This window comes from Corynebacterium meitnerae (genome assembly GCF_027570075.1).
In the GTDB taxonomy this organism is placed as follows: Bacteria; Actinomycetota; Actinomycetes; order Mycobacteriales; family Mycobacteriaceae; genus Corynebacterium; species Corynebacterium meitnerae.
Genome location: NZ_JAKMUS010000006.1, coordinates 1 through 23,008, shown reverse-complemented (window position 1 = coordinate 23,008; position 23,008 = coordinate 1). Strand labels below are relative to the sequence as shown.

General features: G+C 60.1%; 28 protein-coding genes and 2 pseudogenes. 9 read left to right on the top strand and 21 right to left on the bottom strand.

Annotated features, from left to right (window positions below):
* Positions 1–156: 156 nt before the first annotated feature.
* Genes L8U60_RS05040 through L8U60_RS05030 form a run of 3 tightly spaced genes read right to left on the bottom strand, consistent with a single transcriptional unit; the run spans position 157 to position 2,636 of the window.
* The gene (locus L8U60_RS05040; RefSeq protein ID WP_269965280.1) at positions 157–840 is read right to left on the bottom strand and encodes a DNA methyltransferase; all 684 of its coding nucleotides are present in this window, start codon (positions 838–840) and stop codon (positions 157–159) included.
* A 10-nt stretch (positions 841–850) separates the two neighbouring features.
* On the bottom strand, positions 851–1,807 hold the full coding sequence (locus L8U60_RS05035) for a hypothetical protein (RefSeq protein ID WP_269965279.1): 957 nt from the start codon (positions 1,805–1,807) through the stop codon (positions 851–853).
* Between the two features lie 10 nt (positions 1,808–1,817).
* The gene (locus tag L8U60_RS05030) at positions 1,818–2,636 is read right to left on the bottom strand and encodes a hypothetical protein (RefSeq protein ID WP_269965278.1); all 819 of its coding nucleotides are present in this window, start codon (positions 2,634–2,636) and stop codon (positions 1,818–1,820) included.
* Positions 2,637–2,900: 264 nt separating this feature from the next.
* On the opposite strand from L8U60_RS05030, the pseudogene L8U60_RS05025 reads away from it, so the two are divergent.
* A pseudogene (locus L8U60_RS05025) lies at positions 2,901–3,944 on the top strand (IS1249 family transposase); the annotation flags it as partial.
* Between the two features lie 28 nt (positions 3,945–3,972).
* On the opposite strand, the gene L8U60_RS05020 reads toward L8U60_RS05025, so the two are convergent.
* Positions 3,973–5,189 (bottom strand): IS3 family transposase gene (locus L8U60_RS05020; protein WP_269965277.1). Its coding sequence is split into 2 segments (ribosomal slippage): positions 3,973–4,928 and positions 4,928–5,189, totalling 1,218 coding nucleotides; the frame shifts between segments, so codons are not numbered across the junction.
* 61 nt (positions 5,190–5,250) lie between these two features.
* Here L8U60_RS05020 and L8U60_RS05015 point away from each other — a divergent pair.
* Positions 5,251–5,418: pseudogene (locus L8U60_RS05015) on the top strand (IS1249 family transposase); the annotation flags it as partial.
* A gap of 200 nt (positions 5,419–5,618) precedes the next feature.
* Here L8U60_RS05015 and rpsQ read toward each other — a convergent pair.
* Genes rpsQ through rpsJ form a run of 11 tightly spaced genes read right to left on the bottom strand, consistent with a single transcriptional unit; the run spans position 5,619 to position 10,779 of the window.
* Positions 5,619–5,900: a 30S ribosomal protein S17 gene (gene rpsQ, locus L8U60_RS05010; RefSeq protein ID WP_269965276.1), complete on the bottom strand. Its 282-nt coding sequence runs from the start codon at positions 5,898–5,900 to the stop codon at positions 5,619–5,621.
* On the bottom strand, positions 5,900–6,136 hold the full coding sequence (gene rpmC, locus L8U60_RS05005; RefSeq protein WP_034664262.1) for a 50S ribosomal protein L29: 237 nt from the start codon (positions 6,134–6,136) through the stop codon (positions 5,900–5,902). The genes rpsQ and rpmC overlap by 1 nt, the downstream gene beginning before the upstream one ends.
* Complete coding sequence (gene rplP / locus L8U60_RS05000; RefSeq protein WP_034664264.1) at positions 6,136–6,552, bottom strand: 50S ribosomal protein L16; 417 nt, start codon at positions 6,550–6,552, stop codon at positions 6,136–6,138. The genes rpmC and rplP overlap by 1 nt, the downstream gene beginning before the upstream one ends.
* Before the next feature lie 5 nt (positions 6,553–6,557).
* The gene (rpsC, locus tag L8U60_RS04995) at positions 6,558–7,310 is read right to left on the bottom strand and encodes a 30S ribosomal protein S3 (protein ID WP_269965275.1); all 753 of its coding nucleotides are present in this window, start codon (positions 7,308–7,310) and stop codon (positions 6,558–6,560) included.
* Positions 7,311–7,313: 3 nt separating this feature from the next.
* Positions 7,314–7,670 (bottom strand): 50S ribosomal protein L22, encoded by a 357-nt coding sequence (gene rplV / locus L8U60_RS04990; protein WP_269965274.1) that lies wholly within the window; start codon positions 7,668–7,670, stop codon positions 7,314–7,316.
* 3 nt (positions 7,671–7,673) lie between these two features.
* Positions 7,674–7,949, bottom strand: coding sequence for a 30S ribosomal protein S19 (rpsS, locus tag L8U60_RS04985; RefSeq protein ID WP_034664270.1), 276 nt, complete (start codon positions 7,947–7,949; stop codon positions 7,674–7,676).
* 16 nt (positions 7,950–7,965) lie between these two features.
* Positions 7,966–8,802: a 50S ribosomal protein L2 gene (gene rplB / locus L8U60_RS04980; protein WP_269965273.1), complete on the bottom strand. Its 837-nt coding sequence runs from the start codon at positions 8,800–8,802 to the stop codon at positions 7,966–7,968.
* 42 nt (positions 8,803–8,844) lie between these two features.
* Positions 8,845–9,147, bottom strand: coding sequence for a 50S ribosomal protein L23 (gene rplW / locus L8U60_RS04975; protein WP_034664273.1), 303 nt, complete (start codon positions 9,145–9,147; stop codon positions 8,845–8,847).
* The gene (gene rplD, locus L8U60_RS04970) at positions 9,147–9,800 is read right to left on the bottom strand and encodes a 50S ribosomal protein L4 (RefSeq protein WP_269965272.1); all 654 of its coding nucleotides are present in this window, start codon (positions 9,798–9,800) and stop codon (positions 9,147–9,149) included. Before rplD ends, rplW begins: the two co-directional genes overlap by 1 nt.
* On the bottom strand, positions 9,797–10,450 hold the full coding sequence (rplC, locus tag L8U60_RS04965) for a 50S ribosomal protein L3 (protein ID WP_269965271.1): 654 nt from the start codon (positions 10,448–10,450) through the stop codon (positions 9,797–9,799). Before rplC ends, rplD begins: the two co-directional genes overlap by 4 nt.
* Before the next feature lie 23 nt (positions 10,451–10,473).
* A complete protein-coding gene (gene rpsJ, locus L8U60_RS04960) occupies positions 10,474–10,779 on the bottom strand; it encodes a 30S ribosomal protein S10 (protein WP_003848085.1) in 306 nt (101 codons plus the stop codon).
* 614 nt (positions 10,780–11,393) lie between these two features.
* Here rpsJ and L8U60_RS04955 point away from each other — a divergent pair.
* From L8U60_RS04955 to L8U60_RS04930, 6 genes are read left to right on the top strand one after another with little or no spacing between them, the layout of a single operon-like run.
* On the top strand, positions 11,394–11,894 hold the full coding sequence (locus L8U60_RS04955; protein ID WP_269965270.1) for an Asp23/Gls24 family envelope stress response protein: 501 nt from the start codon (positions 11,394–11,396) through the stop codon (positions 11,892–11,894).
* Entirely contained in the window at positions 11,895–12,236 is a 342-nt protein-coding gene (locus L8U60_RS04950) for a hypothetical protein (protein WP_269965269.1), read from the top strand.
* 15 nt (positions 12,237–12,251) lie between these two features.
* Complete coding sequence (locus tag L8U60_RS04945) at positions 12,252–12,452, top strand: hypothetical protein (RefSeq protein WP_269965268.1); 201 nt, start codon at positions 12,252–12,254, stop codon at positions 12,450–12,452.
* The gene (locus L8U60_RS04940; RefSeq protein WP_269965267.1) at positions 12,452–13,336 is read left to right on the top strand and encodes an Asp23/Gls24 family envelope stress response protein; all 885 of its coding nucleotides are present in this window, start codon (positions 12,452–12,454) and stop codon (positions 13,334–13,336) included. The genes L8U60_RS04945 and L8U60_RS04940 overlap by 1 nt, the downstream gene beginning before the upstream one ends.
* Positions 13,337–13,903 (top strand): DUF6286 domain-containing protein, encoded by a 567-nt coding sequence (locus tag L8U60_RS04935; protein ID WP_269965266.1) that lies wholly within the window; start codon positions 13,337–13,339, stop codon positions 13,901–13,903. It abuts the gene before it with no gap.
* Positions 13,900–14,463, top strand: a complete 564-nt coding sequence (locus L8U60_RS04930; protein ID WP_269965265.1) for an Asp23/Gls24 family envelope stress response protein — start codon at positions 13,900–13,902, stop codon at positions 14,461–14,463. The genes L8U60_RS04935 and L8U60_RS04930 overlap by 4 nt, the downstream gene beginning before the upstream one ends.
* Here L8U60_RS04930 and L8U60_RS04925 read toward each other — a convergent pair.
* From L8U60_RS04925 to rpsL, 6 genes are all read right to left on the bottom strand, one after another.
* A complete protein-coding gene (locus tag L8U60_RS04925; RefSeq protein WP_269965264.1) occupies positions 14,460–15,155 on the bottom strand; it encodes a hypothetical protein in 696 nt (231 codons plus the stop codon). The genes L8U60_RS04930 and L8U60_RS04925 overlap by 4 nt on opposite strands.
* A 220-nt stretch (positions 15,156–15,375) precedes the next feature.
* Positions 15,376–16,467, bottom strand: coding sequence for an HNH endonuclease signature motif containing protein (locus L8U60_RS04920; protein WP_269965263.1), 1,092 nt, complete (start codon positions 16,465–16,467; stop codon positions 15,376–15,378).
* A gap of 321 nt (positions 16,468–16,788) precedes the next feature.
* A complete protein-coding gene (gene tuf / locus L8U60_RS04915) occupies positions 16,789–17,979 on the bottom strand; it encodes an elongation factor Tu (protein ID WP_269965262.1) in 1,191 nt (396 codons plus the stop codon).
* A gap of 344 nt (positions 17,980–18,323) precedes the next feature.
* Positions 18,324–20,447 carry an elongation factor G gene (fusA, locus tag L8U60_RS04910; protein ID WP_269965261.1) on the bottom strand — a complete coding sequence of 708 codons (2,124 nt, stop codon included), beginning with the start codon at positions 20,445–20,447 and terminating at the stop codon, positions 18,324–18,326.
* A gap of 175 nt (positions 20,448–20,622) precedes the next feature.
* Positions 20,623–21,090, bottom strand: a complete 468-nt coding sequence (gene rpsG, locus L8U60_RS04905) for a 30S ribosomal protein S7 (protein ID WP_269965260.1) — start codon at positions 21,088–21,090, stop codon at positions 20,623–20,625.
* 6 nt (positions 21,091–21,096) lie between these two features.
* Positions 21,097–21,468 carry a 30S ribosomal protein S12 gene (gene rpsL / locus L8U60_RS04900; RefSeq protein WP_034665197.1) on the bottom strand — a complete coding sequence of 124 codons (372 nt, stop codon included), beginning with the start codon at positions 21,466–21,468 and terminating at the stop codon, positions 21,097–21,099.
* A 338-nt stretch (positions 21,469–21,806) separates the two neighbouring features.
* Between rpsL and L8U60_RS04895 the strand changes: the two genes are divergently transcribed.
* Positions 21,807–22,727: a hypothetical protein gene (locus L8U60_RS04895; RefSeq protein ID WP_269965259.1), complete on the top strand. Its 921-nt coding sequence runs from the start codon at positions 21,807–21,809 to the stop codon at positions 22,725–22,727.
* Positions 22,728–23,008 lie beyond the last annotated feature (281 nt).

Below are 23,008 nucleotides of genomic sequence, written 5' to 3'. Positions count from 1 at the left end.
GGTTTCGAGGAAGCCATCCGAGATTTCTGACACCAAAAAATTTCGACCTGGGGAAATAGTCGAGCATTTTTGGGGAAGTTGCGAGATTTATCGACACGCCGCCGCATGCAACCCCCGTCCATCGGTGCACGCGTCACCTGGTTTATTTGAATGCGTTTATTGGGGTTCATAGTTTTGGTCTCTCCGGAAGACAAGCAGGGCATCGCGGGTGATGTCGTGCGGGTACTCGTCCCACTGAATGTCGGTGACTGTGATGCGCTCCAGGTGTTGGGCGAGCAGGGCGGCGCAGTCATCGATGAGTGGGGTGTATACGCCCCCGTGTTGAATGTCGCCGACGTTCCATACCATGTGTCCGCCGGGACGGACGAGGCGTGAGCATGCGCGAGCCACGTCGTTGAGTTCGGCAAGATAACGCTGGTAGTCACCGCTCCCCTGCTCGTAGGCTTCGAGAGGATCGGTGTCTGTCTCTGTCTCGGCCATGTAGGGCGGGGATGTGAGAATCAGGTTCACCGCCGGTGGTGGCTGCGACGATGCCAGTTGTGGCAGGAAGCGCCGCGCATCGCCCTCGACCACGTGTGCTTCCGGTGTGGTTGCATGAATCTGAGCCACGCGACCTGGGAGGAGCTCGACGCCTGCTGCACGGCGGCCAAGCGCGACGGCTCGTGACAGCGTTGTTCCGAAGCCTGCGAAGGGATCGAAGACAAGATCGCCTGGTGCCGAATACGCATTGATCACGTGGTCCACGATGGCGGTGCACATGTGCACGTCCTCATCCGCGCCGGCGGGGCGGTCCGCGTGAAATTCTGCGAGGGTCGCTTGCAGGGGCTGGGCAGGGGCCATGACCAGCAGTTTAGCCAGCGAAGGCCTTGGCCATGCGGTCGCCCCACGGTCCAGTGTCCTCGGGCTGTTCGGACATAGGTGCCCCGACGATGGCCTCGCCCAGGCGGCCGTCAGGGCCCTTAATCTGCACCCCGACCGGAGCGCCGGCCGCCGGGCTGGAAAGCAACGACCTCAGCTGCTTCATTGCCTCCTCGCTGTACTCATCCTCGGTGTAAAAATCCCAGTGGTAGAAACCTTCAAAGCTCCAGACAGACCGAACTGCGTAGGGGGTGGCGGCATCCACCTTGTCCGCCAGAGCGGCAGTGGCGGCATAGCCTTGGGGGAATTCTGAGAGACGAAGCACCGGCGAGATACGGCGGGAAGCCCCCTCCTCATCAGTAAGTGTGGGGCGCGCCAGCGGGAATCCGATGAGTTCGATGCTGCCGGACGGTTGTACGCCGTCAAGGTGGCGGAGCAACATGTCCCGGTAGGCATGCGCGTCCTCGTCGCTGATCTCAAAATCGCGGTAAACCTCGGCCCGCAGTCCGCGTGAGAAATCCTCCATCAAGACCGTACGCACTTCGGGCGTGGCGAAAGGCTCGAAAACCGCTGTTAGTTCCTTGTCCCGGCCAGGTTCCCAGTTGCTCCCTTTCCAGGTGAACGGTGTGCCTTCGATATCGGCGTTGACGTTCAAGTCCAACCCGAGACGATCCCCATCAGGCATCTCCGCAAGCCTCGCATACAGCTGATCCAAGGAGGAAAAGAACTCAGCCACGCTGCCCACATGCACGTCGCCGACGACGTCAATGCTGTTGGTCGGGATACCGCCTGCCAGGGCAGCTGAAAACTTCAGATCAACCAGTGCGGGCTGAGTGGCAGCCCACTGCGCAAATTCCGGGGCGAGCTCGCGCGTGATCTTTGATGACACACATCCAGCGAGAGCAAGGCTGGCCAACGCGGCTACGACGGCAGTGATTTTCCGGAACATGACAGCCATTCTAGAAGCCGAAAAACACCCGCTCCATGTCCTCCTGCCACTTCCCAGGATGTTTAGGAAGCTTCTCTGGCGTTGGGCTCGTATCCACCGTGCCCAGAATCCTCTTGCGGCTTGTGATCTCGACTTTGATGGGGCTGCCGGCTTCCGGCTGTGAAAGCAACTCCTTGAGCTGCTTCATCACTTCTTCGTCGTACTCATCCTCGGTGAAAAACCTCCATGAATACGAAATCTCATTACTCCACACACTTCGCACCGCATAGGGGATTGCAGCGTCTACTTTCTCCGCGAAAGCTGCTGTGGCTACATACCCCTGGGGGAACCCCGAGAGACGAAGCGACGGAGAAGCAGCCCCACCATCTGGCTCGGTGGGATGCACCAGTGGGAATCCAAACAGATCGATTGTTTCCGTAGCCTTCGTGTCGTCTAAGTGGTGGAACAGCCTGTCACGGTAGGCTCGCGCATCATCGTCGCTGACCTGAAAGTCCCGTTCCGCTGCGACCCAGAGGACGTCATCGTCATGCCGGACATTCACAGTGCGAACCTCAGGGGCGGCGAAGAGCTCAAGAAGTTCTATCAACCTCTCTCGCCAGCCCGGCTCCCACCTGAACCCTTCCCACGTGAACTCCGTCCCCTGGATATCAGCCTTGACGTCGACCTTCAACAATCGGTGTTCTCTAAACGGAAGATCATCGAACTTAGCGTTCAGCTGATCCAAGGCAGTAACGAACTCGACAACGCTTGTCACATGCAGCGCGCCTTGCGCCTGAAGGGTGTCAGAAAGCGTGCTTCCGAAAGGCCCCGTCTCCTTCACACGCGACACACTCAGACTATCCAAGGCAGGCTGGGTGCCAACCCACTCCGCCAACTCATTGAGGCGATACTGCGCCGACCACCCACCTACACATCCACCGAGGGCGAAGGTGGGTTAAGTAGCAAAATGTGTGTCTGATTTTCGGCATATCTGCTGATCAAGCTATGCAAATCGGGCTTGAATAAGGTTCCAGACCTTATTCGGGCCCGTTTCTCGTTCAATCCACCGGAACGGCGTCCCAGTGTGGTAGGCGGATGCTGGTTAGCTTTGCCGGTGACAACAAACAGACCTCAATGCCCCGTATGTGCTGGGCAAATGAAGAAAAACGGCACCACCACGAAAGGGACAACCAGATGGCGATGTAAAAACCCTGACTGCGGAACCTCCACCACGCACCGCCGGCCTGACCTGACTAAAGCCCGCGACTTCAAAGCGTTTCACCGCTACGTGACCTCCACGACGTCACTGACCACCATCGCCTGCGATGCCGGAGTCAGCAGATGGACCCTCGACCGCCGCTTCGAACCGCTGTGGCTCATCGATGTTCCCAACACCCCAGACCCGAACCGGGTCTACGATCAGATCTTCATCGACGGCACCTATACCGACGCCGGATGCTTGCTTGTGGCGGCCAGCCGTGACCACGTCATCGCCTGGCACTGGGCCACACGCGAGTCAGCCCACGCCTACACACAACTACTCGGCGGTATCGCCGAACCGTTATGCGTCGTCCTCGACGGCGGCCAAGGCGCCTACTCAGCAATCAAAGCCTGCTGGCCCAACACACGCATTCAACGCTGCCTTGTCCACGCCCAACGCGTCATCCGCCGCTACACCACCTCACGCCCACGCACCGACGCCGGCAAAACCATCTACGCCCTAGCGCTGAAACTAACCAAGATCACCACACTTGACCAAGCACGCGAATGGACCCTACGCCTGCACGACTTCGGGGTGGTCTACAAGGACTTTCTAAATGAGAAGACACCCGTGCCCAAAGAGCGCCGCACCCTCAACCACCAATGGGAATGGACACACCTGCGGGTCCGCAAGGCCTACAACTCACTTCTACACCTATCGCGCCATAACTGGCTGTTTACCTACCTCCAACCCCCACCAGAAGCACTCGAACCAGCCCGCTGGGCATCAACAACAAACAGTCTCGAAGGCGGCATCAACGCCCAACTCAAACGCATCGCCGATGCCCACCGCGGCAGATCCGGGGAACGCCAACGCAAAATGCTCGAGTGGCACCTGCACTCAAAAACGCAACTGCCTGACGACCCCCTCAAGATCGCCTGGGGTTGCCCGCAAATGGTGGACACGTAGTGGAGCTACCTCATAGTTAGGCAGCTGTTTCTTCTTCGTTGGTGGTCTGGGTGATGTGGTGCTCGAAGTCGACGGGGCTGAGCATCCCGAGTGCGGAGTGCCGCCGGCGACGGTTGTAGACCACTTCAATCCAGCGCGCGACACCCGCGCGTGCAGCATCCCTGGTAGGCCAGCGTTGCCGGTCGTAGAACTCGGTCTTCAGTGTCGACCAGAACGATTCAGCCATCGCGTTGTCAAAGCACACCCCGGTACGCCCAACGGACTGGGCAATGCCCAGGCCACGGCAGACGTCCCAGAGCTGCTCGCTTGTAAACTGTGCGCCACGGTCGGCGTGAAACACCAAGCCATCAGCAACGTCACCGCGTAGCGTATGCGCCATCCGCAAGGCCCGCTCGACCAGGGAAGTATCTTGCACGCTATCCATAGCCCAGCCCAGCACACGGCGGGAATGACCGTCACGGACCGCGCACAAGTACAACCAGCCCTCCCCGGTGCGCAGATAGGTAATATCCGACATCCACACCCGGTTCAGCCTACCGGCATCAAACATGCGCTTGACCAGGTCAGGAAGCGTGGACGTACGCTTGGACTGAATCGTGGTCACCGGGGCGAAGGCACGCGGTGAAATCCCTTCGATCCCCATCAGGCGCATCCGCTTAGCCACAGTCTTACGGTTGAGCGCAATGCCGAAGCGCTCGGCGAGCTCTGCGGTGATCCGCGGGGCACCGTAGACGTGATCAGACTCTGACCAGATCTGGTGAATCTTGCGGTCAACATCGTCGTAGAATGCTGCCCGATCATCGTTTCCGGATAACCGTTGTTCCTGCTTATTGACCCATTTGTAGTACCCGGACCGTGACACTTTTAACAAGCGTGCCATGCGGTTGATGCTGTAGTTCGCCTTCTCCTGTCGCATTAGCTCGAACTTTTCTGTTCGCGTTGCTTCGCGGCGAAGAAGGCTGTCGCTTTTGACAAGAACTCGTTGTCCATCCGGGCCTCTGCCAGCTCACGGCGCAGGCGCGCATTCTCAGCCCGAAGATCCGCCTCGCTCATCCCATCAGCAGCACCGCGTCGCTCCCGCTCGTTTTTGACCCACTTGCCCAAAAGCCCCGGGGCGACACCGATCTCTCGGGCCACCTGGGCGATCGGGCGCTGCGACTCAATCACCAGATTCGCGGCTTCACGCCGGTACTCCGGCGTGTACTTCTTGCGTTGTTGGCTCACAATGAACATCCTCTCCTACGGACACAACATCCGTACAAGTTGGGTGTCCACTAAACGAGGGTAACCTCACGCCAGGCAGTGCAATTACGGACAAGATCAACTCGCCAAAGTCAACGACCTCGTCCCAGAAGACCACAACAAAGCCGACCACGAAACAGGACGACCAGCCTTCTACGACAACGCTATCCCAACCGAATACCAACACAACATAGGAATCCGGAAAGGACCCATGCAATAAAAAGGGCCCACCCGGCGACACGCCGAGCGGACACACTTTTTGCTACTTAACCCGCGAAGGTAGACAGCACCGCCACCACGGCGACAATCTTCCGAAACATGGGAGCCAGTCTAAAGATAAGCGGCACAAAAGAACCCGCCCCTCCCCCGATCCAGTAAGGATTGGGTGGAGGGGCGGGTAAGAGAATCGTCGATAAGTGCTTAACGAGCCTTCTCGATGATCTCGACGAGACGGAAGTGCTTGTCCTTAGACAGCGGACGCGTCTCCTCGATGCGGACGAGGTCGCCGATACCAGCGGTGTTCTCCTCGTCGTGTGCCTTCACACGCTTGGTGGTACGGACAATCTTGCCGTACAGAGCGTGGGACTTGCGGTCCTCGAGCTCAACAACGATGGTCTTATCCATCTTGTCGGACACGACGTAACCGCGACGGCGCTTCTGCAGACCCTTCTCCTTCGGGGCCTTTGCGGTGGTGTCAGCCATTAGTTCGCTCCTTCAGCACCAGGGACGGTGGACAGGCCAAGCTCGCGCTCGCGCAGCACGGTGTAGATGCGTGCGATGTCGCGCTTCACCGCCGAGATACGACGGTTGTTGGTCAGCTGACCGGTAGCCAGCTGGAAGCGCAGGTTGAACAGCTCTTCCTTGGCTGCGGACAGACGATCGTTGAGCTCGGAATCGTTCAGCTCACGGAACTCGTGTGCGGGGGTTCCAACTGCCATTAGAACAGGTCCTCCTTCGAGATAACGCGGGTCTTGCAGGGAAGCTTCGCACCTGCGCGGCGCAGAGCCTCCTGAGCCACTGCCTCGTTCGGGTAGGACATCTCAAACAGGATGCGGCCAGGCTTAACGTTGGCCACCCACTTCTCCACCGGGCCCTTACCGGAACCCATACGCACGCCGAGCGGCTTCTGGGTCAACGGACGGTCCGGGAAGATGTTGATCCACACCTTGCCACCACGCTTGACGTGGCGGTTGATGGCAATACGAGCGGACTCGATCTGGCGGTTGGTGATGTACGCCGGCTCGAGAGCCTGCAGAGCGTAGTCACCAAAGTTGATGGTATTGCCGCCCTTGGACACGCCGGAACGGCCCGGACGGTGCTGACGACGGAACTTAACGCGCTTAGGGATAAGCATGTGTCTTAGCCCTCCTTATTCTGCTGTTCGGCGCGCTGGCGGCGCTGGCCACCACGGCGCGGGCGACGATCGCGGTCACCGCGGCCACGGCGGTCGTTGCCCGGAGCGTTCAGCTCGGACTCGCGGACACCGCCGACAACGTCGCCCTTGTAGATCCATACCTTGACACCGATGATGCCGAAGGTGGTGTCTGCCTCGGCGAGACCGTAGTCGATCTCAGCGCGGAGGGTGTGCAGGGGAACGCGGCCTTCGTGGTAGCGCTCGACGCGGGACATTTCAGCGCCACCGAGACGGCCAGAGCACTGAATCTTGATGCCCTTGACCTGCGGCTGACGCATTGCGGACTGGATTGCCTTGCGCATTGCGCGGCGGAAAGCGACGCGGTTGACCAGCTGCTCAGCTACAGACTGTGCAACGAGTGCAGCGTTAGCGTCGACGTTCTTGACCTCGAGGATGTTGAGGGCGACCATCTTGCCGGTGAGCTTCTCCAGCTCACGACGGATGCGGTCTGCCTCAGCACCACGACGACCGATGACGATGCCCGGACGTGCCGTGTGGATGTCCACTCGGACGCGGTCGCGGGTGCGCTCGATCACCACGTCGGCGATGCCGGCGCGCTCGAGGTTGTTCTTGAAGAACTCGCGGATCTTGATGTCCTCAGCGACGTAGTCGGAGTAGGACTTGTCGGCGTACCAGTGGGACTTCCAGTCGGAAGTGATACCCAGCCGGAGGCCGTGCGGGTGAATTTTCTGACCCATTGTTTAAGCCTCCTTCTGGCTTTCCACTACCACGGTGATGTGGCAGGTGCGCTTACGGATCTGGAATGCGCGGCCCTGAGCACGCGGCTGGTAGCGGCGCATGGTCGGACCCTCGTTGGCGTAAGCCTCGGAGATAACCAGCGTGCGCGGATCCAGGCCGAAGTTGTTCTCAGCGTTGGCTGCAGCGGACGCGACGACCTTTGCCACCTGGGTGGAAACGGCCTGCGGCGCGTACTTCAGGATGGCCAGGGCCTCGGACACGGACTTGCCGCGGACGAGGTCCAGGACGCGGTTCGCCTTCATCTGGGACGTACGCACGTACTTAGCGGTCGCGCGTGCGGAGGTGATGGTGTCGCTCATGATTTATCGACGCCCCTTCTCTTCCTTAACGTGACCCTTGAAGGTCTTGGTCGGTGCGAACTCGCCGAGCTTGTGGCCGACCATGGACTCATCCACGAACACCGGCACGTGCTTGCGTCCATCGTGGACGGCAAAGGTGTGACCGATGAAATCGGGGAGAATGGTCGAGCGGCGAGACCAGGTCTTGATGACCTGCTTGGTGCCAGCCTCGTTCTGAGCGTCCACCTTGTTGAGGAGGTGCTCGTCGACGAACGGGCCTTTCTTCAGGCTGCGTGGCATATGAAGTTACCTCCTCTTAACGCTTCTTGTTCGGGCGACGACGGCGCACGATCATGTTGTTGGAATAACGGTTCGGGTTGCGGGTACGGCCTTCCTTCTGGCCCCACGGGGACACCGGGTGACGACCACCGGAAGTCTTACCCTCACCACCACCGTGCGGGTGGTCAACCGGGTTCATGACAACACCGCGGACAGTGGGCCTCCAGCCCTTCCAGCGCATACGGCCGGCCTTGCCCCAACGGATGTTGATCTGCTCGGCGTTGCCGACCTCACCAACGGTTGCTCGGCAACGGATGTCCACACGACGGATCTCGGAGGACGGCATACGCAGAACTGCGTAGGAGCCTTCCTTACCCAGAAGCTGGATGGAAGCACCAGCGGAACGAGCCAGCTTGGCGCCAGCGCCCGGCTTGAGCTCCACAGCGTGGATCGTCGTACCAGTCGGGATGTTGCGCAGTGGCAGGTTGTTGCCAACCTTGATGTCGGCGTTCGGGCCTGCCTCAACGATCGTGCCCTGGGTCAGTCCCTTCGGCGCGATGATGTAGCGCTTTTCACCGTCTGCGTAGTGCAGCAGAGCAATGTTGGCGGTGCGGTTCGGGTCGTACTCGATGTGAGCAACCTTTGCCGGCACGCCGTCCTTGTCGGTGCGGCGGAAGTCAATCACACGGTACTGGCGCTTGTGGCCACCTCCGCGGTGACGAGTAGTGATGTGACCGTGGGTGTTACGGCCACCCTTCTTCGGGAGCGGGCGCAGCAGGGACTTTTCCGGGGTGGAACGGGTAAGTTCCTGGAACTCGGAAACAGAGCTGTTGCGGCGACCCGGGGTTGTCGGCTTGTACTTACGAATAGCCATAATTTTCCTCTTTCGTATCGAACTCTTTTTGGTTCGTTGCCGTTAGGCGACGCCGCCAAAAATGTCGATGGAGTCGCTGCCCTCGCGGAGAGTCACGTAAGCGCGCTTGGTGTCCTTCCGCTTACCCCAACCGGTGCGGGAGCGCTTGCGCTTGCCCTCACGGTTAACGGTGTTCACGGAGGCGACCTTCACGCCGAAGATCTCTTCCACGGCAATCTTGATCTGGGTCTTGTTTGCGTCAGTGTCGACGTAGAACGTGTAGGTGTTCTGCTCCATCAGCGCGTAGGTCTTCTCGGAGACGACCGGGGCGATGATGATGTCGCGCGGGTTAGCAATCTTGGCCATTATTTCTCATCCTCCACTGCTGCAGTGGCGCGGTTGACAAAGTCGTGCAGAGCTTCCACAGAGAAGACGACATCGTCTGCGTTGAGCACGTCGTAGGTGTTCAGCTGACCCGGCTCAAGGATCGTGATACCCGGCAGGTTCCGTGCGGAAAGACGGGAGTTCACGTCCTCACGGCCGATGACCAGCAGGACCGACTTGCGGTCCGTGAGGCGCTCGACGAAGGTGCGTGCAGACTTGGTGGACGGCTTCTGACCCGGGACGAGCTCCTCGACCACGTGGATGCGGTCGTTCTGAGCACGGTTGGTCAAAGCGCCAGCAAGAGCAGCCTTGATCATCTTCTTAGGGGTGCGCTGCGCGTAGTTACGCGGCTGCGGGCCGTGCACCGTGCCACCGCCGGTGTAGTGCGGTGCGCGGATGGAGCCCTGGCGTGCGCGGCCGGTGCCCTTCTGGCGGAACGGCTTACGGCCACCACCGGCAACCTCGCCACGAGTCTTCGTCTTGTGGGTGCCCTGGCGTGCGGCTGCGAGCTGAGCGTTCACAACCTGGTGCATCAGCGGCACAGACGCTTCGCGGTCGAAGAGTTCAGCCGGGAGCTCAACGGTGCCCTTGGTGGCTCCGTCAGCGGTGTGGACATCAAGTGTCAGGTTTGTCATGCGTGAGCACCGCCCTTCACTGCGGTCTTGACGGTAACCAGGCTGCCCTTAACACCAGGGATAGCACCCTTGATGAGGAGCAGGTTGGAGTCGCCGTCGATCCTTTGAATCTTCAGGTTCTGGGTGGTCACACGGTTGCCGCCCATGCGGCCAGCCATGCGGGTGCCCTTGAACACGCGGCCCGGGGTGGAGCAACCACCGATGGAGCCGACGCGGCGGTGAGCAGCCTGGTTACCGTGGGAGGCACCCTGGCCAGCGAAGCCGTGGCGCTTCATAGCGCCTGCGTAGCCCTTGCCCTTGGTGGTGCCAACAACGTCAACGTAGGTGTCACCCTCGAAGATATTGACGGACACTTCCTGGCCGAGCTCGTACGCCGAGGTGTCATCCATACGGATCTCAGCGACGTGGCGGCGCGGGTTCTGGCCAGCCTTCTTGTAGTGGCCAGCCTGCGGCTTCTTTGCCTTACGGGGATCAATCTCACCGTAAGCAATCTGGATGGCGGAGTAGCCATCGGTCTCTTCAGTGCGAATCTGGGTGACAACGCACGGCCCAGCCTCGACGACGGTCACCGGAACAACCCGGTTCTCCTCGTCGAAGATCTGGGTCATGCCGAGCTTGCGGCCCAGAATGCCCTTGATCTCATTAGTCATGTGTCAGTTCTCCCTACTACGACCTACTGGATGTTCACGTCGACGCTGGCCGGCAGGTCAATGCGCATGAGGGCATCAACTGTCTTAGGCGTCGGGTCGAGGATGTCGATGAGGCGCTTGTGCGTGCGCATCTCAAAGTGCTCGCGCGAGTCCTTGTACTTGTGGGGAGAACGAATAACGGCGTACACGTTCTTTTCGGTAGGCAACGGCACCGGTCCAACGACGCGGGCACCCGTGCGGGTGACCGTCTCAACGATCTTCTTCGCGGATGCGTCGATCGCTTCGTGGTCGTAGGCCTTCAGCCGAATGCGGATCTTCTGTCCCGCCACGTCAACCTCTTCCTCGCTGTCCCACGTTTTGCGCCTTGCTTTCGCTCGTCACAAAAGAGGTGGAAACTTAGCTGTCTTTTAGTTTCTCTATAACGTTGTCCGGTGTGGGCCGGCACCAACGCCAGTGTCTTTTCTTATGAATGACTGCCATGACATCTTCGGAAGGTGCGCAAGCGCATAAACAACGCTTGTCAGTGCTTCCGCCGGGATATTCCCAGTGTCAGGCTCGGAAGGAGGTACGCGCACCATAAAAATGGCGCTGACGTGGCCTTCGCGTACTGCCGCTGTTTATTTGCCATGCCCCTTCTCCGGTACCCGGTCTCGAGAGTGCCTACTCTTTGGTGGCCTGTGCTCGATCGCAGGTCCTTCGTCGATAAGCAAAAGCTCATCGTGCAAAGGTGTCATGTTCGCCCTACCAGCGACACACCCTGCGGATTCCACAGAAATGCGCCGTGTTAAAGCAACCCGAGTATTCAAACACACCCCGCTGCACAATTGCAAACTGCATTTTTGCTTATCGACGTGCCCCAAGCTCTAGCCGTGAGCCCAACTTCTCCCTAGGATGGTCAGGTGTTGTATCAAGGATGCTTATAAGAACGGCGAAAGGACCAACAATGGCAACGAACACCCCGGAGAACACCAGCAACGAGGGTGCTGACTCTGCAGCGTCGGAGGCAAACGTCCAGAAGCGCAATGACGTATTGGAGACGGAGCACGGCTCCACCGTCATCGATGACAATGTGGTGGGCAAGATCGCTGGCATCGCGGCCCGTGAGGTCTCCGGCGTGTACAACTTGGGCGGTGGCGCTGCCCGCATGTGGGGTGCTGTGCGCGAGTCCCTGACGTCTTCCACCAACGTTCAGCAGGGCGTCAACGTGGCGGTGGAGAACGGCCACGCGAGCGTTGCTGTGGCGATCATCGCGGAGTACGGCGTGGCTATTCATGAGCTGGCTAATGCGATCCGTGAGAACATCACCATCGCGGTCACCCGCATGACCGGCCTGATCGTGGACCGCGTGGACGTCACGGTCCACGATGTGCACCTGCCGGAGGACAACTCCGACAACGAGGCTGCCCAGGCAGTGCCGAACAACGGCCAGGTGTTGGAACAGTAAATGGGCTCACTGACCGTCACCAAGGACATCGCGGATGCAATCTGCGCTGCTGTCCTATCCGTTGATGGCGTGGCGGGGTTGACCAGCGGCCGCATGGCGCATGCTGTGCTCCGAATCCCCGGCGCACTCATTGAGGGACTTCAGGTCTTTGACACGGACGGGCCAGACGTGCACATCGCTGTGCACCTCATCTATGACTTGTCCTCGCGCCGCGAGATTCCTCAACTGGTGCGGGACGTGCAAGCAGCCGTCCTCGCCGTTCCCGCAGTGGCCCAAGCCCCCGGTTCCACCCGCGTGGACGTCATCGTGGCCGATGCCGTTCGGCACAGCCCCACAAAGTAGAAACGTGGATCTAGCATGAATATCTTCTCCAACAAGACAGCACTCGGCGCCATTATCGGCGTGGTTTTGGCCTTCGCCTTGATCTTCGGTGGCTGGCTCGGGTTCTTTATCACCCTCTTGCTCGGCGGCATCGGCGGCCTCATCGGCGCTCAGCTCGATGGCCGTATTGATGTAGCCACGATCCTCAGCGCAACATCTGGCCGAGGCCGTGGATAATGGATCATTCCTCCTACCGCATCAGTGAGAAGACAGTCGCGCGTGTTGCAAGCGCGGCTATCCTCTCCGTGCCCGGAACGCGCGCCGTGGACGCCAAACTCGCGGGCCTCGCTGGTCGCAGTTTCCCGCGCGTGGATGCACGCATTGATCGCCCAGCTAGTTCGGTGGCGTTGGACATTGAGATTGTCACCGACTACCCAGCTCCCGTTGGTGCAATCACGGATGAGGTGCGCCAAACCGTGGGCACCCACGTGGAAATGCTGACGGGCCTTGCTGTCAGCCGTGTCAATATCGCTGTGGCTGACGCTGAGCTTCCCAGCACCGGCGGTCGCATCACCCGCGATGATCTGGCCCGGCACCCAGTGGGTCTCACTCCTACTCCCCTACGGATCTCACGGTCGCGCGTGACCTCCCCCGTGACAAAGCCAGCCAAGGAACTCACTTCGATCACGGTGGATTCCTCCACCTATGACAAGATCCGGCACGTGGACGTGCCTGCCCCGCCGAAGGTCGCCTCGATCCACGCTCCGAAGCCAGTGCGTCCCGCTTCCGTGGTCACTCCGCCCCCGGTTGAGCCTCGCCGGGTTGCGGTGCCGGAGCAGGTGGGGTTGAGGCCGGTGGACGTCGAAAAGCAAAAGGCCCTGCGTCCTGTCTCTTTGCCTTATCGACGCCGCCTGGACCCCGTCCATGCACACCGCCCCACGTACGTACCGGTCGAGCGCCCCATGCCGCAACCGCTGCGCCAGATTACGGTGACTCCGTCCCAGGTGACCGCCCCGCAGATGCCCGCACCGAAGCCGCTCAGCGAGGTCCGCATCGACCCGGATCGGGTGGACGAGGATTCTTACACCGAGACGGCTGCAAGCAGGAAGGACAAGCGCTAAATGGCAGACAACCCCAAGACCCCTGCCCCCGGCGCAGAGCCGAAGGGCAACCCCTTCGTGCGGTGGCTCACTGTTCTACTTGGCCTGTTCTTTCTTGGTTTAGCCAGCGTGATCGGCCGGGACCTGTGGTACCGCTACCAGGGGGACATCCCCCACAACGCCTGGATGCGCTCGGTCTTCGCATGGATTGGCTCCGCCAATGTTGATGGCACGGGTGCGGCTGTGGGCATTCTCATGGTGCTCGTGGGCCTGTGGTTCATCGTTTCTGCGTGCAAGCCGCGACCGCGGCGCCACGTACAGGTGGTCTCCCCTACGTCCTCCATTTGGGTACGTCCGGTGGACATTGCCCGCAAGTCCACCGCCGCTGTGCGCTCCGAACTCGGACAAACCAGCATCACCTCGCGCGCCAGTCGCCGGAAGCTCACGGTCAACGTTGTGGACGACGGTTCGGAGAACCTCGCTGGCCGTCTTGTTTCCGCGCTCAACCGCGAAGTCCAGCGCCTCAACCCCACCCCTCGGGTGAAAGTGAACGTGCTGCCCGCACCCCCGGCAAAGGAGATGCCATGACCAAAGGCCTCGCGTTCTTCGACCGCCTGATCATCTTCCTGCTCGGGCTTGTTCTCATCGCTGGCGGACTCATTCCCGTTGCCCTGTTCTGGGAGATCCCCTACCTCTCCCCCTTCGTGCGCGAGCTCAACCGCTCCGCGCTCACGGGCGTGCCTGGGATGACCTGGTACACGGGTGCGCTCATTGCGGCGCTCGTGGTGTCCCTCATCTTGGGCTTGCTGATGATCCTGCCCAACATCCGTAGCCGCGCCTTCAGCAACCGTAACCTGATGCCGGCTCAGCCTGAGCTTGGCAAAACACGCATCAACGTGGCCCGCGTGGCGCAAGCAGCGTGCAATCATGCGGAGACCACTGAGGTAGTGAACAAAGCAACGCAGTCCGTTGCATACGTGGGCAAACGCCCGACCGTGACGTTTACCATCAACGCGAACCCGGACTATGAGCTGGAAACCATCATCAGCTTTGTCGAGCAGATGGACGCTGACTTCTGCGACGCGGTGGACACCATGGACATTGACACTGTGTTCAAGCTGCACCTGGACAAGGTGAAAGCGGCCTAGTCTTCGAGGAGCAGGATCTGGGTGACCTCCCCCAGAGCGACCGGCTCCCCGCCGCCCGCCGGCGCGAAACGGAACTCCTCTCCGGGCTGTGCGCATTCGATGCGATCCCACGCAAGGGTGGACTTCTGAACCGTGCGCCGGTCTACCCGCCACAGGTGAATACGTTGCGTCACGAGAGCGCGCGCACCATCTGCGAGCGCGATGAGCCACACCGAATTGCCGACTTCTTGTCGCTCCAGACCTTCAAGCGTCTCAGCGGCCCCCACGCGGCTGATGAGTGTAACCACGCCTAGGCGGTGTTCCACCCCATCCGCGTCGGCGACCACGAGCATTCGTCCCGGACCAGTGGGACGGATTGACGAATAGCGCCACACGCTCGGCTGCCGGTCCCGTTCAGTGCCTGAACGGACCACCGCATCCCCCGCCACTGTCAGCGTGACGCAATGATCTGGCGATGTCGTTTCCACGAGGATGTCCACGGCCGCAAGCCTCTCATCCGTGCGGGGCAGTTCGGCGGGATGGTCTTCGGCTTCGCTGCGAAGCAGCTCCTCCAGCTCCTCATCCGACGTACCCCACCCCGCTCCTTGGTTAGCCAGAATGCCAAACAACGTGGCCAGCGGAAGGTCCGGTTGGCCTTCCCACGCCTCACGCAGGCGATCTAGAACTCGGGGAATTCGCGTTGGGTCTTGCACGCCCACTGAGCTTAGGGACAAACAAGAAAAAGTGTGCGCTGGGTCGGTGGCGTGCCGTGGCAGACATGCCCCACGCGGTGGTCTTGGGTATCTATGGATCAGTTTGACTATCGCACCTTCCAGCGATCCCCGACCTGGGGTTTTGCCGCTCACGGATCGCCATAGTCAAACGGGCATGCCGAAAGACCAGCTGTCGCTGGCTTTCGGCATGAGGTGTCGTTTATCTCCCGTACAGGAGTGTCATTGCCCCAAAGGGGTGGACGGTGTTGGGGATGAGGTATCCGCGTGGTGATCTCCACATCGGGGCTCCCCGGATGTTTTCTACCCGGCCCCGGTAGCTACGTTCAGGGTCATCATCGTTGGTGCGGTTGTGATACCTACACAACATCGCCAGGTTGTCCATGTTGGTGAGCCCGCCTTGTGACCAGGCTTTGATGTGGTGGACTTCGCAGTTATCGGCCGCATGCCTGCAGTCCGGTACAGGACACGTCGGCATGGTGGCCCGGGCTAGGTCGCGTTGCTTCCGGTTGGCGAAACGTTGCGTGTCATAGAGATTGACTGGGCCTTCTTGGGGGTGGAACATCGCTACTTCTAGCACGTCCCCAAAGTTCTGGGCCAAAAACTCCGCACCGGTCATCGTCGTGCCATCGGTGAGCCCCAGGATGACTTCGTCGCCGTCGCCGCCCATGATTGTGATGTGCTCGTCCAGTGGGATGAGGATCAGCGGGCGGGGCACAGCAGGAGCGATTCGGGTTGGGGTCTCGTCTTCAGCGTCGGGGCGAAGGCCCAGGAGGCGCATGAGCTTCTCATACATCTGCGGGCCGGCGGGGCCGTCTTTGAGGTCTTGGCGTAGTGCGTATTCGATGGCTGCCATGTCTCGTTCTGGGCCCATGACGTTCATCGGGCGGGACTCATTATCCGAGCCCCCGAACCCTACTGATGGTTCCCGTGCAGGCTTGTCCACCTCCGGCACGATGTCTTTTGAGCGGCGCTTGAGCGTGTCGTAATTCCCCGGAATGGACAGCAGTGCCAGGCGTAGGCGCCACTTCTCGGCGGGGTCGGTGAAAGGTGCTACTCGGGATTCGATGTAGACGAGTTGATCCATGGACTTCTGGGTCGACCGTGCGACCGCAACAGCGTTGGCTTGTTTGCGGGTGAACTTGGTTTTCCCGTAGTAAGCCTTGTGGACTTTGGCCCACTCGCGCATGAGGGCAGGTTTGCAGCCATGGCTGATGAGCTCCTGGGCATCGAAGGATGCCAGGGTCTCAATGGGGTTGGTCAACCCCGCTACGGAAGCTGCAAACGATGTCATGCCATGCACGCTAAACCGAAACGCAACAACGCGCGAGAAGGGCCCCAAAAACCTGTGGATAACCCAAAAATCTATCCACAGGCAGTGCGCGCTAAAACACGCGTAGGAAGCGGAGGACCAGCGGAAACAGGCCGGTTCCCTCAAAACCCAAAAAAGATTTAGACGCTTACCGCGGAATCAACCGGTCGGTCGATGTTGGGGGTCCAGAACCAGAAGCGGAACTACAAGTCAGTTGGAATGAAAAAGCCGCACCCCCTGCGAACAGGAAGTGCGGCTTTATGGAGCTGTTCTGGCGGAACCAGAACCTGGTTTAGCTAGAGACTAGTCCAGGATCTTGGTAACGCGGCCAGCGCCGACGGTACGGGAGCCCTCGCGGATAGCGAAGCGCAGGCCCTCGTCCATAGCGACCGGCTGGATGAGCTCAACGGTCATGTCGACGTTGTCGCCCGGCATAACCATCTCGGTGCCCTCCGGCAGCTTCACAACACCGGTCACGTCAGTAGTACGGAAGTAGAACTGCGGACGGTAGTTGTCGAAGAACGGGGTGTGGCGGCCGCCCTCGTCCTTGGACAGGACGTAGACAGAGCCCTCGAACTTGGTGTGCGGGGTGTAAGCGCCCGGCTTGATGATGACCTGGCCACGCTCAACGTCCTCACGCTTCAGACCACGGAGCAGCAGAGCAGCGTTGTCGCCAGCCTCAGCGGTGTCGAGAAGCTTGTTGAACATCTCGATGGAGGTGACGGTGGTCTTCTGGGACTTCTCGCGGATACCGATGATCTCGACCTCGTCGTTGAGGTTCAGGACACCACGCTCAACACGGCCGGTAACAACGGTACCGCGGCCGGAAATGGTGAAGATGTCCTCGATCGGCATCAGGAAGTCGCGGTCGGTCTCGCGGACCGGGTCCGGGATGGAGTCGTCGCAAGCCTGCATGAGGTCGACGATGGACTGAACCCACTTCTCCTCGCCCTCGATAGCCTTGAGCGCGGAGATGTGGATGATCGGAGCCTCTTCGTCGTAGTCCTGCTCACCGAGCAGCTCGCGGATCTCCATCTCGACGAGCTCGATGATCTCCTCGTCATCAACCATGTCGCACTTGTTCAGTGCAACGAGGATGTACGGAACGCCAACCTGGCGAGCGAGCAGAACGTGCTCGCGGGTCTGCGGCATCGGGCCGTCAGTAGCAGCAACAACGAGGATTGCGCCGTCCATCTGAGCAGCACCGGTAATCATGTTCTTGATGTAGTCGGCGTGGCCCGGGGCGTCAACGTGTGCGTAGTGGCGCTTCGGGGTGTTGTACTCCACGTGGGAGATGTTGATGGTAATACCGCGCTCGCGCTCTTCCGGAGCCTTATCGATCGCTGCGTAGTCGAAGGCCTTGTTCTCCTCCGGGTACTGGTCAGCCAGCACCTTGGTGATAGCAGCGGTCGTGGTGGTCTTGCCGTGGTCGACGTGACCGATGGTACCGATGTTCACGTGCGGCTTAGTGCGCTCGAACTTTTCCTTTGCCACTGTTAGTCCTCCTGGACGTACATGTGACTACGACTTTCGCAGCCACGTGGATTTACTTTGCCTTGTTTGCATTTCCTAGCACTCGATCCACGCAGTCCACGTAATCGAACGGTGAACCGGTGCGAGGGCATGGAAACAATGGCCATTTCACAATGTGCCAGTTACTTGATCCTAGATTTGTCGTGGCCGATTTTCAAACCACAACGGGGGTTCCCGGTGGTAACGGCCGACTCAAGCTGGGCATGTACTGTGACCTGCACCAACCTCAGCCCGACCATTACCACTTGGGGGTGAACTCCCCGCTTCCCCCGAACTGGCGTGGGCGAAGCGGGGACAGCTGGGCGTTATGCCCGGCCGTTGCGCTCGTCGATGATCTCCTGAGCGATGGACGACGGGACCTCGCCGTAGGAGTCAAAGACCATGGTGAAGTTTGCGCGGCCGGCGGTTGCGGAACGCAGGTCGCCGATGTAGCCGAACATCTCGGACAGCGGAACCTTCGCCTTGACAACCTTGGCGCCGGAGCGGTCTTCCATGGCGTACACCTGGCCACGACGGGAGCTGATGTCACCGTTGACGGTGCCCATGTACTCCTCCGGAGTGACAACCTCGACAGCCATGAGCGGCTCGAGCAGGACCGGCTTTGCCTTAGCAACAGCTTCCTTCAGGGCCTGGGAACCAGCGAGCTTGAAGGCCATCTCAGAGGAGTCGACCTCGTGGTAAGCACCGTCTTCTAGGGTGGCCTTGATGTTCACCAGCGGGTAGCCAGCGAGGTAGCCGTACTGCATTGCGTCCTGGATACCAGCGTCGACGGACGGGATGTACTCCTTCGGCACGCGACCACCGGTGACGGCGTTCTCGAAGGTGTAGATCGCGGACTCGCCTTCCTCGAGGGTCTCCGGGTCCGGGTTGTACGGCTCGATGGAGATGATGACCTTCGCGAACTGACCGGAACCACCGGTCTGCTTCTTGTGGGTGTAGTCGAGGTGCTCGACTGCCTTGCGAATGGTCTCGCGGTAAGCAACCTGCGGGGAACCGATGTTTGCCTCAACCTTGAACTCGCGCTTCATGCGGTCCACAAGAACGTCGAGGTGAAGCTCGCCCATACCGCCGATGACGGTCTGGCCGGACTCCTCGTCGAGGTGGACGGTGAAGGTCGGGTCCTCTTCAGCAAGCTTCTGAATAGCGGTACCCAGCTTCTCCTGGTCAGCCTTGGTCTTCGGCTCAATAGCCACCTGGATAACCGGATCCGGGAAGTCCATGGACTCCAGGATGATCGGGTTGTCCGGGTTGCAGAGGGTGTCACCCGTGGTGGTTTCCTTCAGACCGATGAACGCGTAGATGTTGCCAGCGTCAGCGTGCTCGACCGGGTTCTCCTTGTTCGCGTGCATCTGGAAGAGCTTGCCCACGCGCTCCTTCTTGTTCTTCGTGGAGTTGAGCATCTGCTCGCCCGGGATGGCCTGGCCGGAGTAGACGCGCACGTAGGTGAGCTTGCCGAAGAACGGGTGAACAGCAATCTTGAATGCCAGTGCGGAGAACGGATCATCCACGGACGGCTTACGGGTCAGCTTGTCGTTGCCGTCGATGGAGGTACCGGTGACCTCGCCGATGTCCAGTGGGTTCGGCAGGTAGTCCACAATCGCGTCGAGAAGCGGCTGAACGCCCTTGTTGCGGTATGCGGTACCGCAGAAGACCGGGTAGATCTCGGAGTTGACGGTCATCTTGCGGATGGCGCCCTTGATCTCGTCGATAGTCAGCTCTTCGCCGCCGAAGTACTTCTCCATGAGCTCTTCGTCGGACTCAGCAACAGCCTCGAGCAGCTTCTCGCGGTACTCCTCGGCCTTCTCCTGAAGGTCAGCCGGGATCTCCTCGATGGTGCCCTCGGTACCAATCTCGGTCTTGCCGCGCCAGGTGATGGCCTGCATGTTGATCAGGTCAACAACACCGTCGAAGTCATCCTCAGCGCCGATCGGCAGCTGCATGACCAACGGCTTAGCGCCAAGGCGGTCGATGATGGTCTGGACGGTGTAGTAGAAGTCAGCGCCCATCTTGTCCATCTTGTTAACAAAGCAGACACGCGGGACGTCGTACTTAGCAGCCTGACGCCACACCTGCTCGGACTGCGGCTCCACACCTTCCTTGCCGTCGAACACGGCAACAGCGCCGTCGAGAACGCGCAGGGAGCGCTCAACCTCAACGGTGAAGTCGACGTGGCCCGGGGTGTCGATGATGTTGATCTGGTTGTTGTTCCAGAAACAGGTAACAGCAGCGGACGTAATGGTGATGCCGCGCTCCTTCTCCTGCTCCATCCAGTCAGTGGTTGCGCCACCGTCGTGGGTCTCACCCACGCGACGGTTGATACCCGTGTAGAACAGGATGCGCTCGGTCGTGGTGGTCTTACCAGCATCGATGTGGGCCATGATGCCGATGTTGCGGACCTTATTCAGATCCTTAAGCACTTCTTGTGCCACGTTGTGTACCCCAACTTAAATGTCGTCGACGCCTGAGAGCCGCATCCCCGCCTAGACGGGGCGACTGCGAGACGCCTTTGCGGATATTTTCCTTGGTCAATTCTGCCACGTTATCGCCGATCTGGCATGAGCACGTCTGAAAAGACGGCATGCCAGATACAGCGAAGCGGGGAAACTACCAGCGGTAGTGAGCGAAGGCGCGGTTCGCCTCAGCCATCTTGTGGGTGTCCTCGCGGCGCTTCACGGATGCGCCGAGACCGTTGGATGCATCCAGGATCTCGTTGGCGAGACGCTCGGTCATGGAGTTCTCACGACGCTGACGGGTAAAGGTAACCATCCAACGCAGTGCGAGGGTGGTGGAACGGCCCGGACGGACCTCCACCGGAACCTGGTAGGTTGCGCCACCAACACGGCGGGAACGAACCTCGAGGTCCGGGCGGATGTTGCCCAGTGCCTTCTCCAGGGTGCCAACCGGATCGGTGCCGGTCTTCTCGCGGCAGATCTCCAGCGCGTCGTAGACAATGCGCTGTGCGGTGGACTTCTTGCCGTCCTTGAGGATCTTGTTGATCAGCTGGGTGACCAGCTCGGAGCCGTAAACCGGATCCTTAACGACGGGACGCTTCGGTGCTTGCTGCTTACGCATTTTTGATTACTGTCCCTTCTTCGCGCCGTAACGGGAGCGAGCCTGCTTGCGGTCCTTGACGCCCTGGGTATCCAGTGCGCCACGGACGATCTTGTAGCGGACACCCGGGAGGTCCTTCACACGACCACCGCGGACGAGCACCATGGAGTGCTCCTGCAGGTTGTGGCCCTCGCCCGGGATGTATGCGGAAACCTCAATGCCGGAGGTCAGACGAACACGCGCAACCTTACGGAGAGCGGAGTTCGGCTTCTTCGGGGTGGTGGTGTACACGCGGGTGCACACACCGCGGCGCTGCGGGGAGCCCTTCAGGGCTGCCGTAGCGACCTTCTTGCTCTTATCGTGGCGGCCCTTGCGGACCAGCTGCTGAATAGTTGGCATACCAACACTTTCTTGTCGTCTTATCGCTCCCCCAAACGGAACCATGCCCGAACACGCAAAAATGGGGGCTCTTTTCCGGGGCCCTTCCGCGTGCGCGAACATCGAACCGTTCGAGGTGAACGGGGAGTTCATTTTCCACATCCGACGAACGCAGTGCTCGTCAGTGGAATCGCACTAAAACATACACAAGGAAAGCGTCGTCAAGCAAATTGCTTATCGACGCCCTCCTCTGAAAACTTCTTCCCCATTTTGCTTTTGCCCACGAAACGGTCATGTTAGTTTTAGTTTTGCCCCAGAAACCTCTGATGGGTTCCGATACGAGAGTTAAGGATGGCCCGATGAAAAGCCTTCGCATTAACCGCACTGTCGCCGCTGGCGCAGCCGCAGCATCCCTCCTTTTCACCGCTACCGCAGTAGCAATCCCGCACGCAGGCGCTGAAGCCGCGAGCAAGGACCTGGCGCTGAAGTGTGAGTACACCGCACCTGTGGTGGGAACAAAGAGTGTTGAGACCACCGCTAAGGTCACCGTTGACATGCCCAAAGAGGTCGACGCTGGCGCAGACATCCCGGTGAAGGTCACCACCGGTGACGCGAGAATCTCGTCTCTCGCTTTTGGTGCCGTTAAAGTCAACGGCGCGAAGAAGAGCACCGTCCGCCTGAACGTCTCCCCCAACGCGGAGCTCGTTGGCACACCTGCGGGCGTCACCCTGAATAACGGCGTGCTGAGCGTCTCAAATGCCCTCTCTGCTTCTAAGACCGCAAAGCAGGTGATCACCGTCACCGCGAAGGATGCCGAGTTCACTCTTCGCTCCAAGGATGGTGAGAAGGTCACCGTCTCCGCCCCTGCCAACATCATCGAGCTAACGATGGACACCTCGCTCGGCGACGTTCCCACCAAGTGCGCAACCACCGGCACCGCGCTGAACGAAACCACCGTCAAGGCAGCCCCGGCCCCGGAGCCACAGCCCGAACCGAACCCCGAGGACCCCGCACCGGGCGACAACGAGGAACCGGGCGAGAACCCTGGTGGCAACCCAGATACTGGCGGCAACCCAGGCACTGGCGACACCCCTGACGGTGACAATCCCGAGCCAGAACCGCAGGGCTCCTCGAAGGAAGACTTCCTGGCATTTATCTTCCAGATCTTCGGAATCAACAAGTCCGATGAAGCCAAGCAGACCGCTATTTCTTTCTGGTCTGCCCTCATCGGTGGCGGAATCTTGGGCGCTCTCATCGCAGCTCTGACGAAGCACCTCTAAGAGGACTACAAGGCAGCACTAAAACTGCGGATGCCTTTAGGCCCGGACCGGGCTGACTCCGACGACTAAGGGGCCTCATCCAACACGGATGAGGCCCCTTAGCTTATGCGCCACTCAGATGGCCTAGTCCTTCCTGCGCACTGACCTTCTGGCAAAGTACTGTTATGTCCATAGGGTTTTTGGACACGGAGTCCGGTGTCTTTCTGGACACGGGCTCCATGGTGTTTTTGGACACACTTCTAGTGGCTCATGGTTGTAGCCTGCGTTTCGGCCGGGGCTTG

Excerpts from the sequence above, each read along its gene's own strand:
- L8U60_RS05040 (WP_269965280.1), bottom strand. The coding sequence starts at position 840 with ATGGCCCCTGCCCAGCCCCTGCAAGCGACCCTCGCAGAATTTCACGCG.
- L8U60_RS05035 (WP_269965279.1), bottom strand. The coding sequence starts at position 1,807 with ATGTTCCGGAAAATCACTGCCGTCGTAGCCGCGTTGGCCAGCCTTGCT.
- rpsQ (WP_269965276.1), bottom strand. The coding sequence starts at position 5,900 with ATGGCTGACACCACCGCAAAGGCCCCGAAGGAGAAGGGTCTGCAGAAG.
- rpmC (WP_034664262.1), bottom strand. The coding sequence starts at position 6,136 with ATGGCAGTTGGAACCCCCGCACACGAGTTCCGTGAGCTGAACGATTCC.
- rplP (WP_034664264.1), bottom strand. The coding sequence starts at position 6,552 with ATGCTTATCCCTAAGCGCGTTAAGTTCCGTCGTCAGCACCGTCCGGGC.
- rpsC (WP_269965275.1), bottom strand. The coding sequence starts at position 7,310 with ATGGGTCAGAAAATTCACCCGCACGGCCTCCGGCTGGGTATCACTTCC.
- rplV (WP_269965274.1), bottom strand. The coding sequence starts at position 7,670 with ATGAGCGACACCATCACCTCCGCACGCGCGACCGCTAAGTACGTGCGT.
- rpsS (WP_034664270.1), bottom strand. The coding sequence starts at position 7,949 with ATGCCACGCAGCCTGAAGAAAGGCCCGTTCGTCGACGAGCACCTCCTC.
- rplB (WP_269965273.1), bottom strand. The coding sequence starts at position 8,802 with ATGGCTATTCGTAAGTACAAGCCGACAACCCCGGGTCGCCGCAACAGC.
- rplW (WP_034664273.1), bottom strand. The coding sequence starts at position 9,147 with ATGGCCAAGATTGCTAACCCGCGCGACATCATCATCGCCCCGGTCGTC.
- rplD (WP_269965272.1), bottom strand. The coding sequence starts at position 9,800 with ATGACAAACCTGACACTTGATGTCCACACCGCTGACGGAGCCACCAAG.
- rplC (WP_269965271.1), bottom strand. The coding sequence starts at position 10,450 with ATGACTAATGAGATCAAGGGCATTCTGGGCCGCAAGCTCGGCATGACC.
- L8U60_RS04955 (WP_269965270.1), top strand. The coding sequence starts at position 11,394 with ATGGCAACGAACACCCCGGAGAACACCAGCAACGAGGGTGCTGACTCT.
- L8U60_RS04950 (WP_269965269.1), top strand. The coding sequence starts at position 11,895 with ATGGGCTCACTGACCGTCACCAAGGACATCGCGGATGCAATCTGCGCT.
- L8U60_RS04945 (WP_269965268.1), top strand. The coding sequence starts at position 12,252 with ATGAATATCTTCTCCAACAAGACAGCACTCGGCGCCATTATCGGCGTG.
- L8U60_RS04940 (WP_269965267.1), top strand. The coding sequence starts at position 12,452 with ATGGATCATTCCTCCTACCGCATCAGTGAGAAGACAGTCGCGCGTGTT.
- L8U60_RS04935 (WP_269965266.1), top strand. The coding sequence starts at position 13,337 with ATGGCAGACAACCCCAAGACCCCTGCCCCCGGCGCAGAGCCGAAGGGC.
- L8U60_RS04930 (WP_269965265.1), top strand. The coding sequence starts at position 13,900 with ATGACCAAAGGCCTCGCGTTCTTCGACCGCCTGATCATCTTCCTGCTC.
- L8U60_RS04920 (WP_269965263.1), bottom strand. The coding sequence starts at position 16,467 with ATGACATCGTTTGCAGCTTCCGTAGCGGGGTTGACCAACCCCATTGAG.
- rpsG (WP_269965260.1), bottom strand. The coding sequence starts at position 21,090 with ATGCGTAAGCAGCAAGCACCGAAGCGTCCCGTCGTTAAGGATCCGGTT.
- rpsL (WP_034665197.1), bottom strand. The coding sequence starts at position 21,468 with ATGCCAACTATTCAGCAGCTGGTCCGCAAGGGCCGCCACGATAAGAGC.
- L8U60_RS04895 (WP_269965259.1), top strand. The coding sequence starts at position 21,807 with ATGAAAAGCCTTCGCATTAACCGCACTGTCGCCGCTGGCGCAGCCGCA.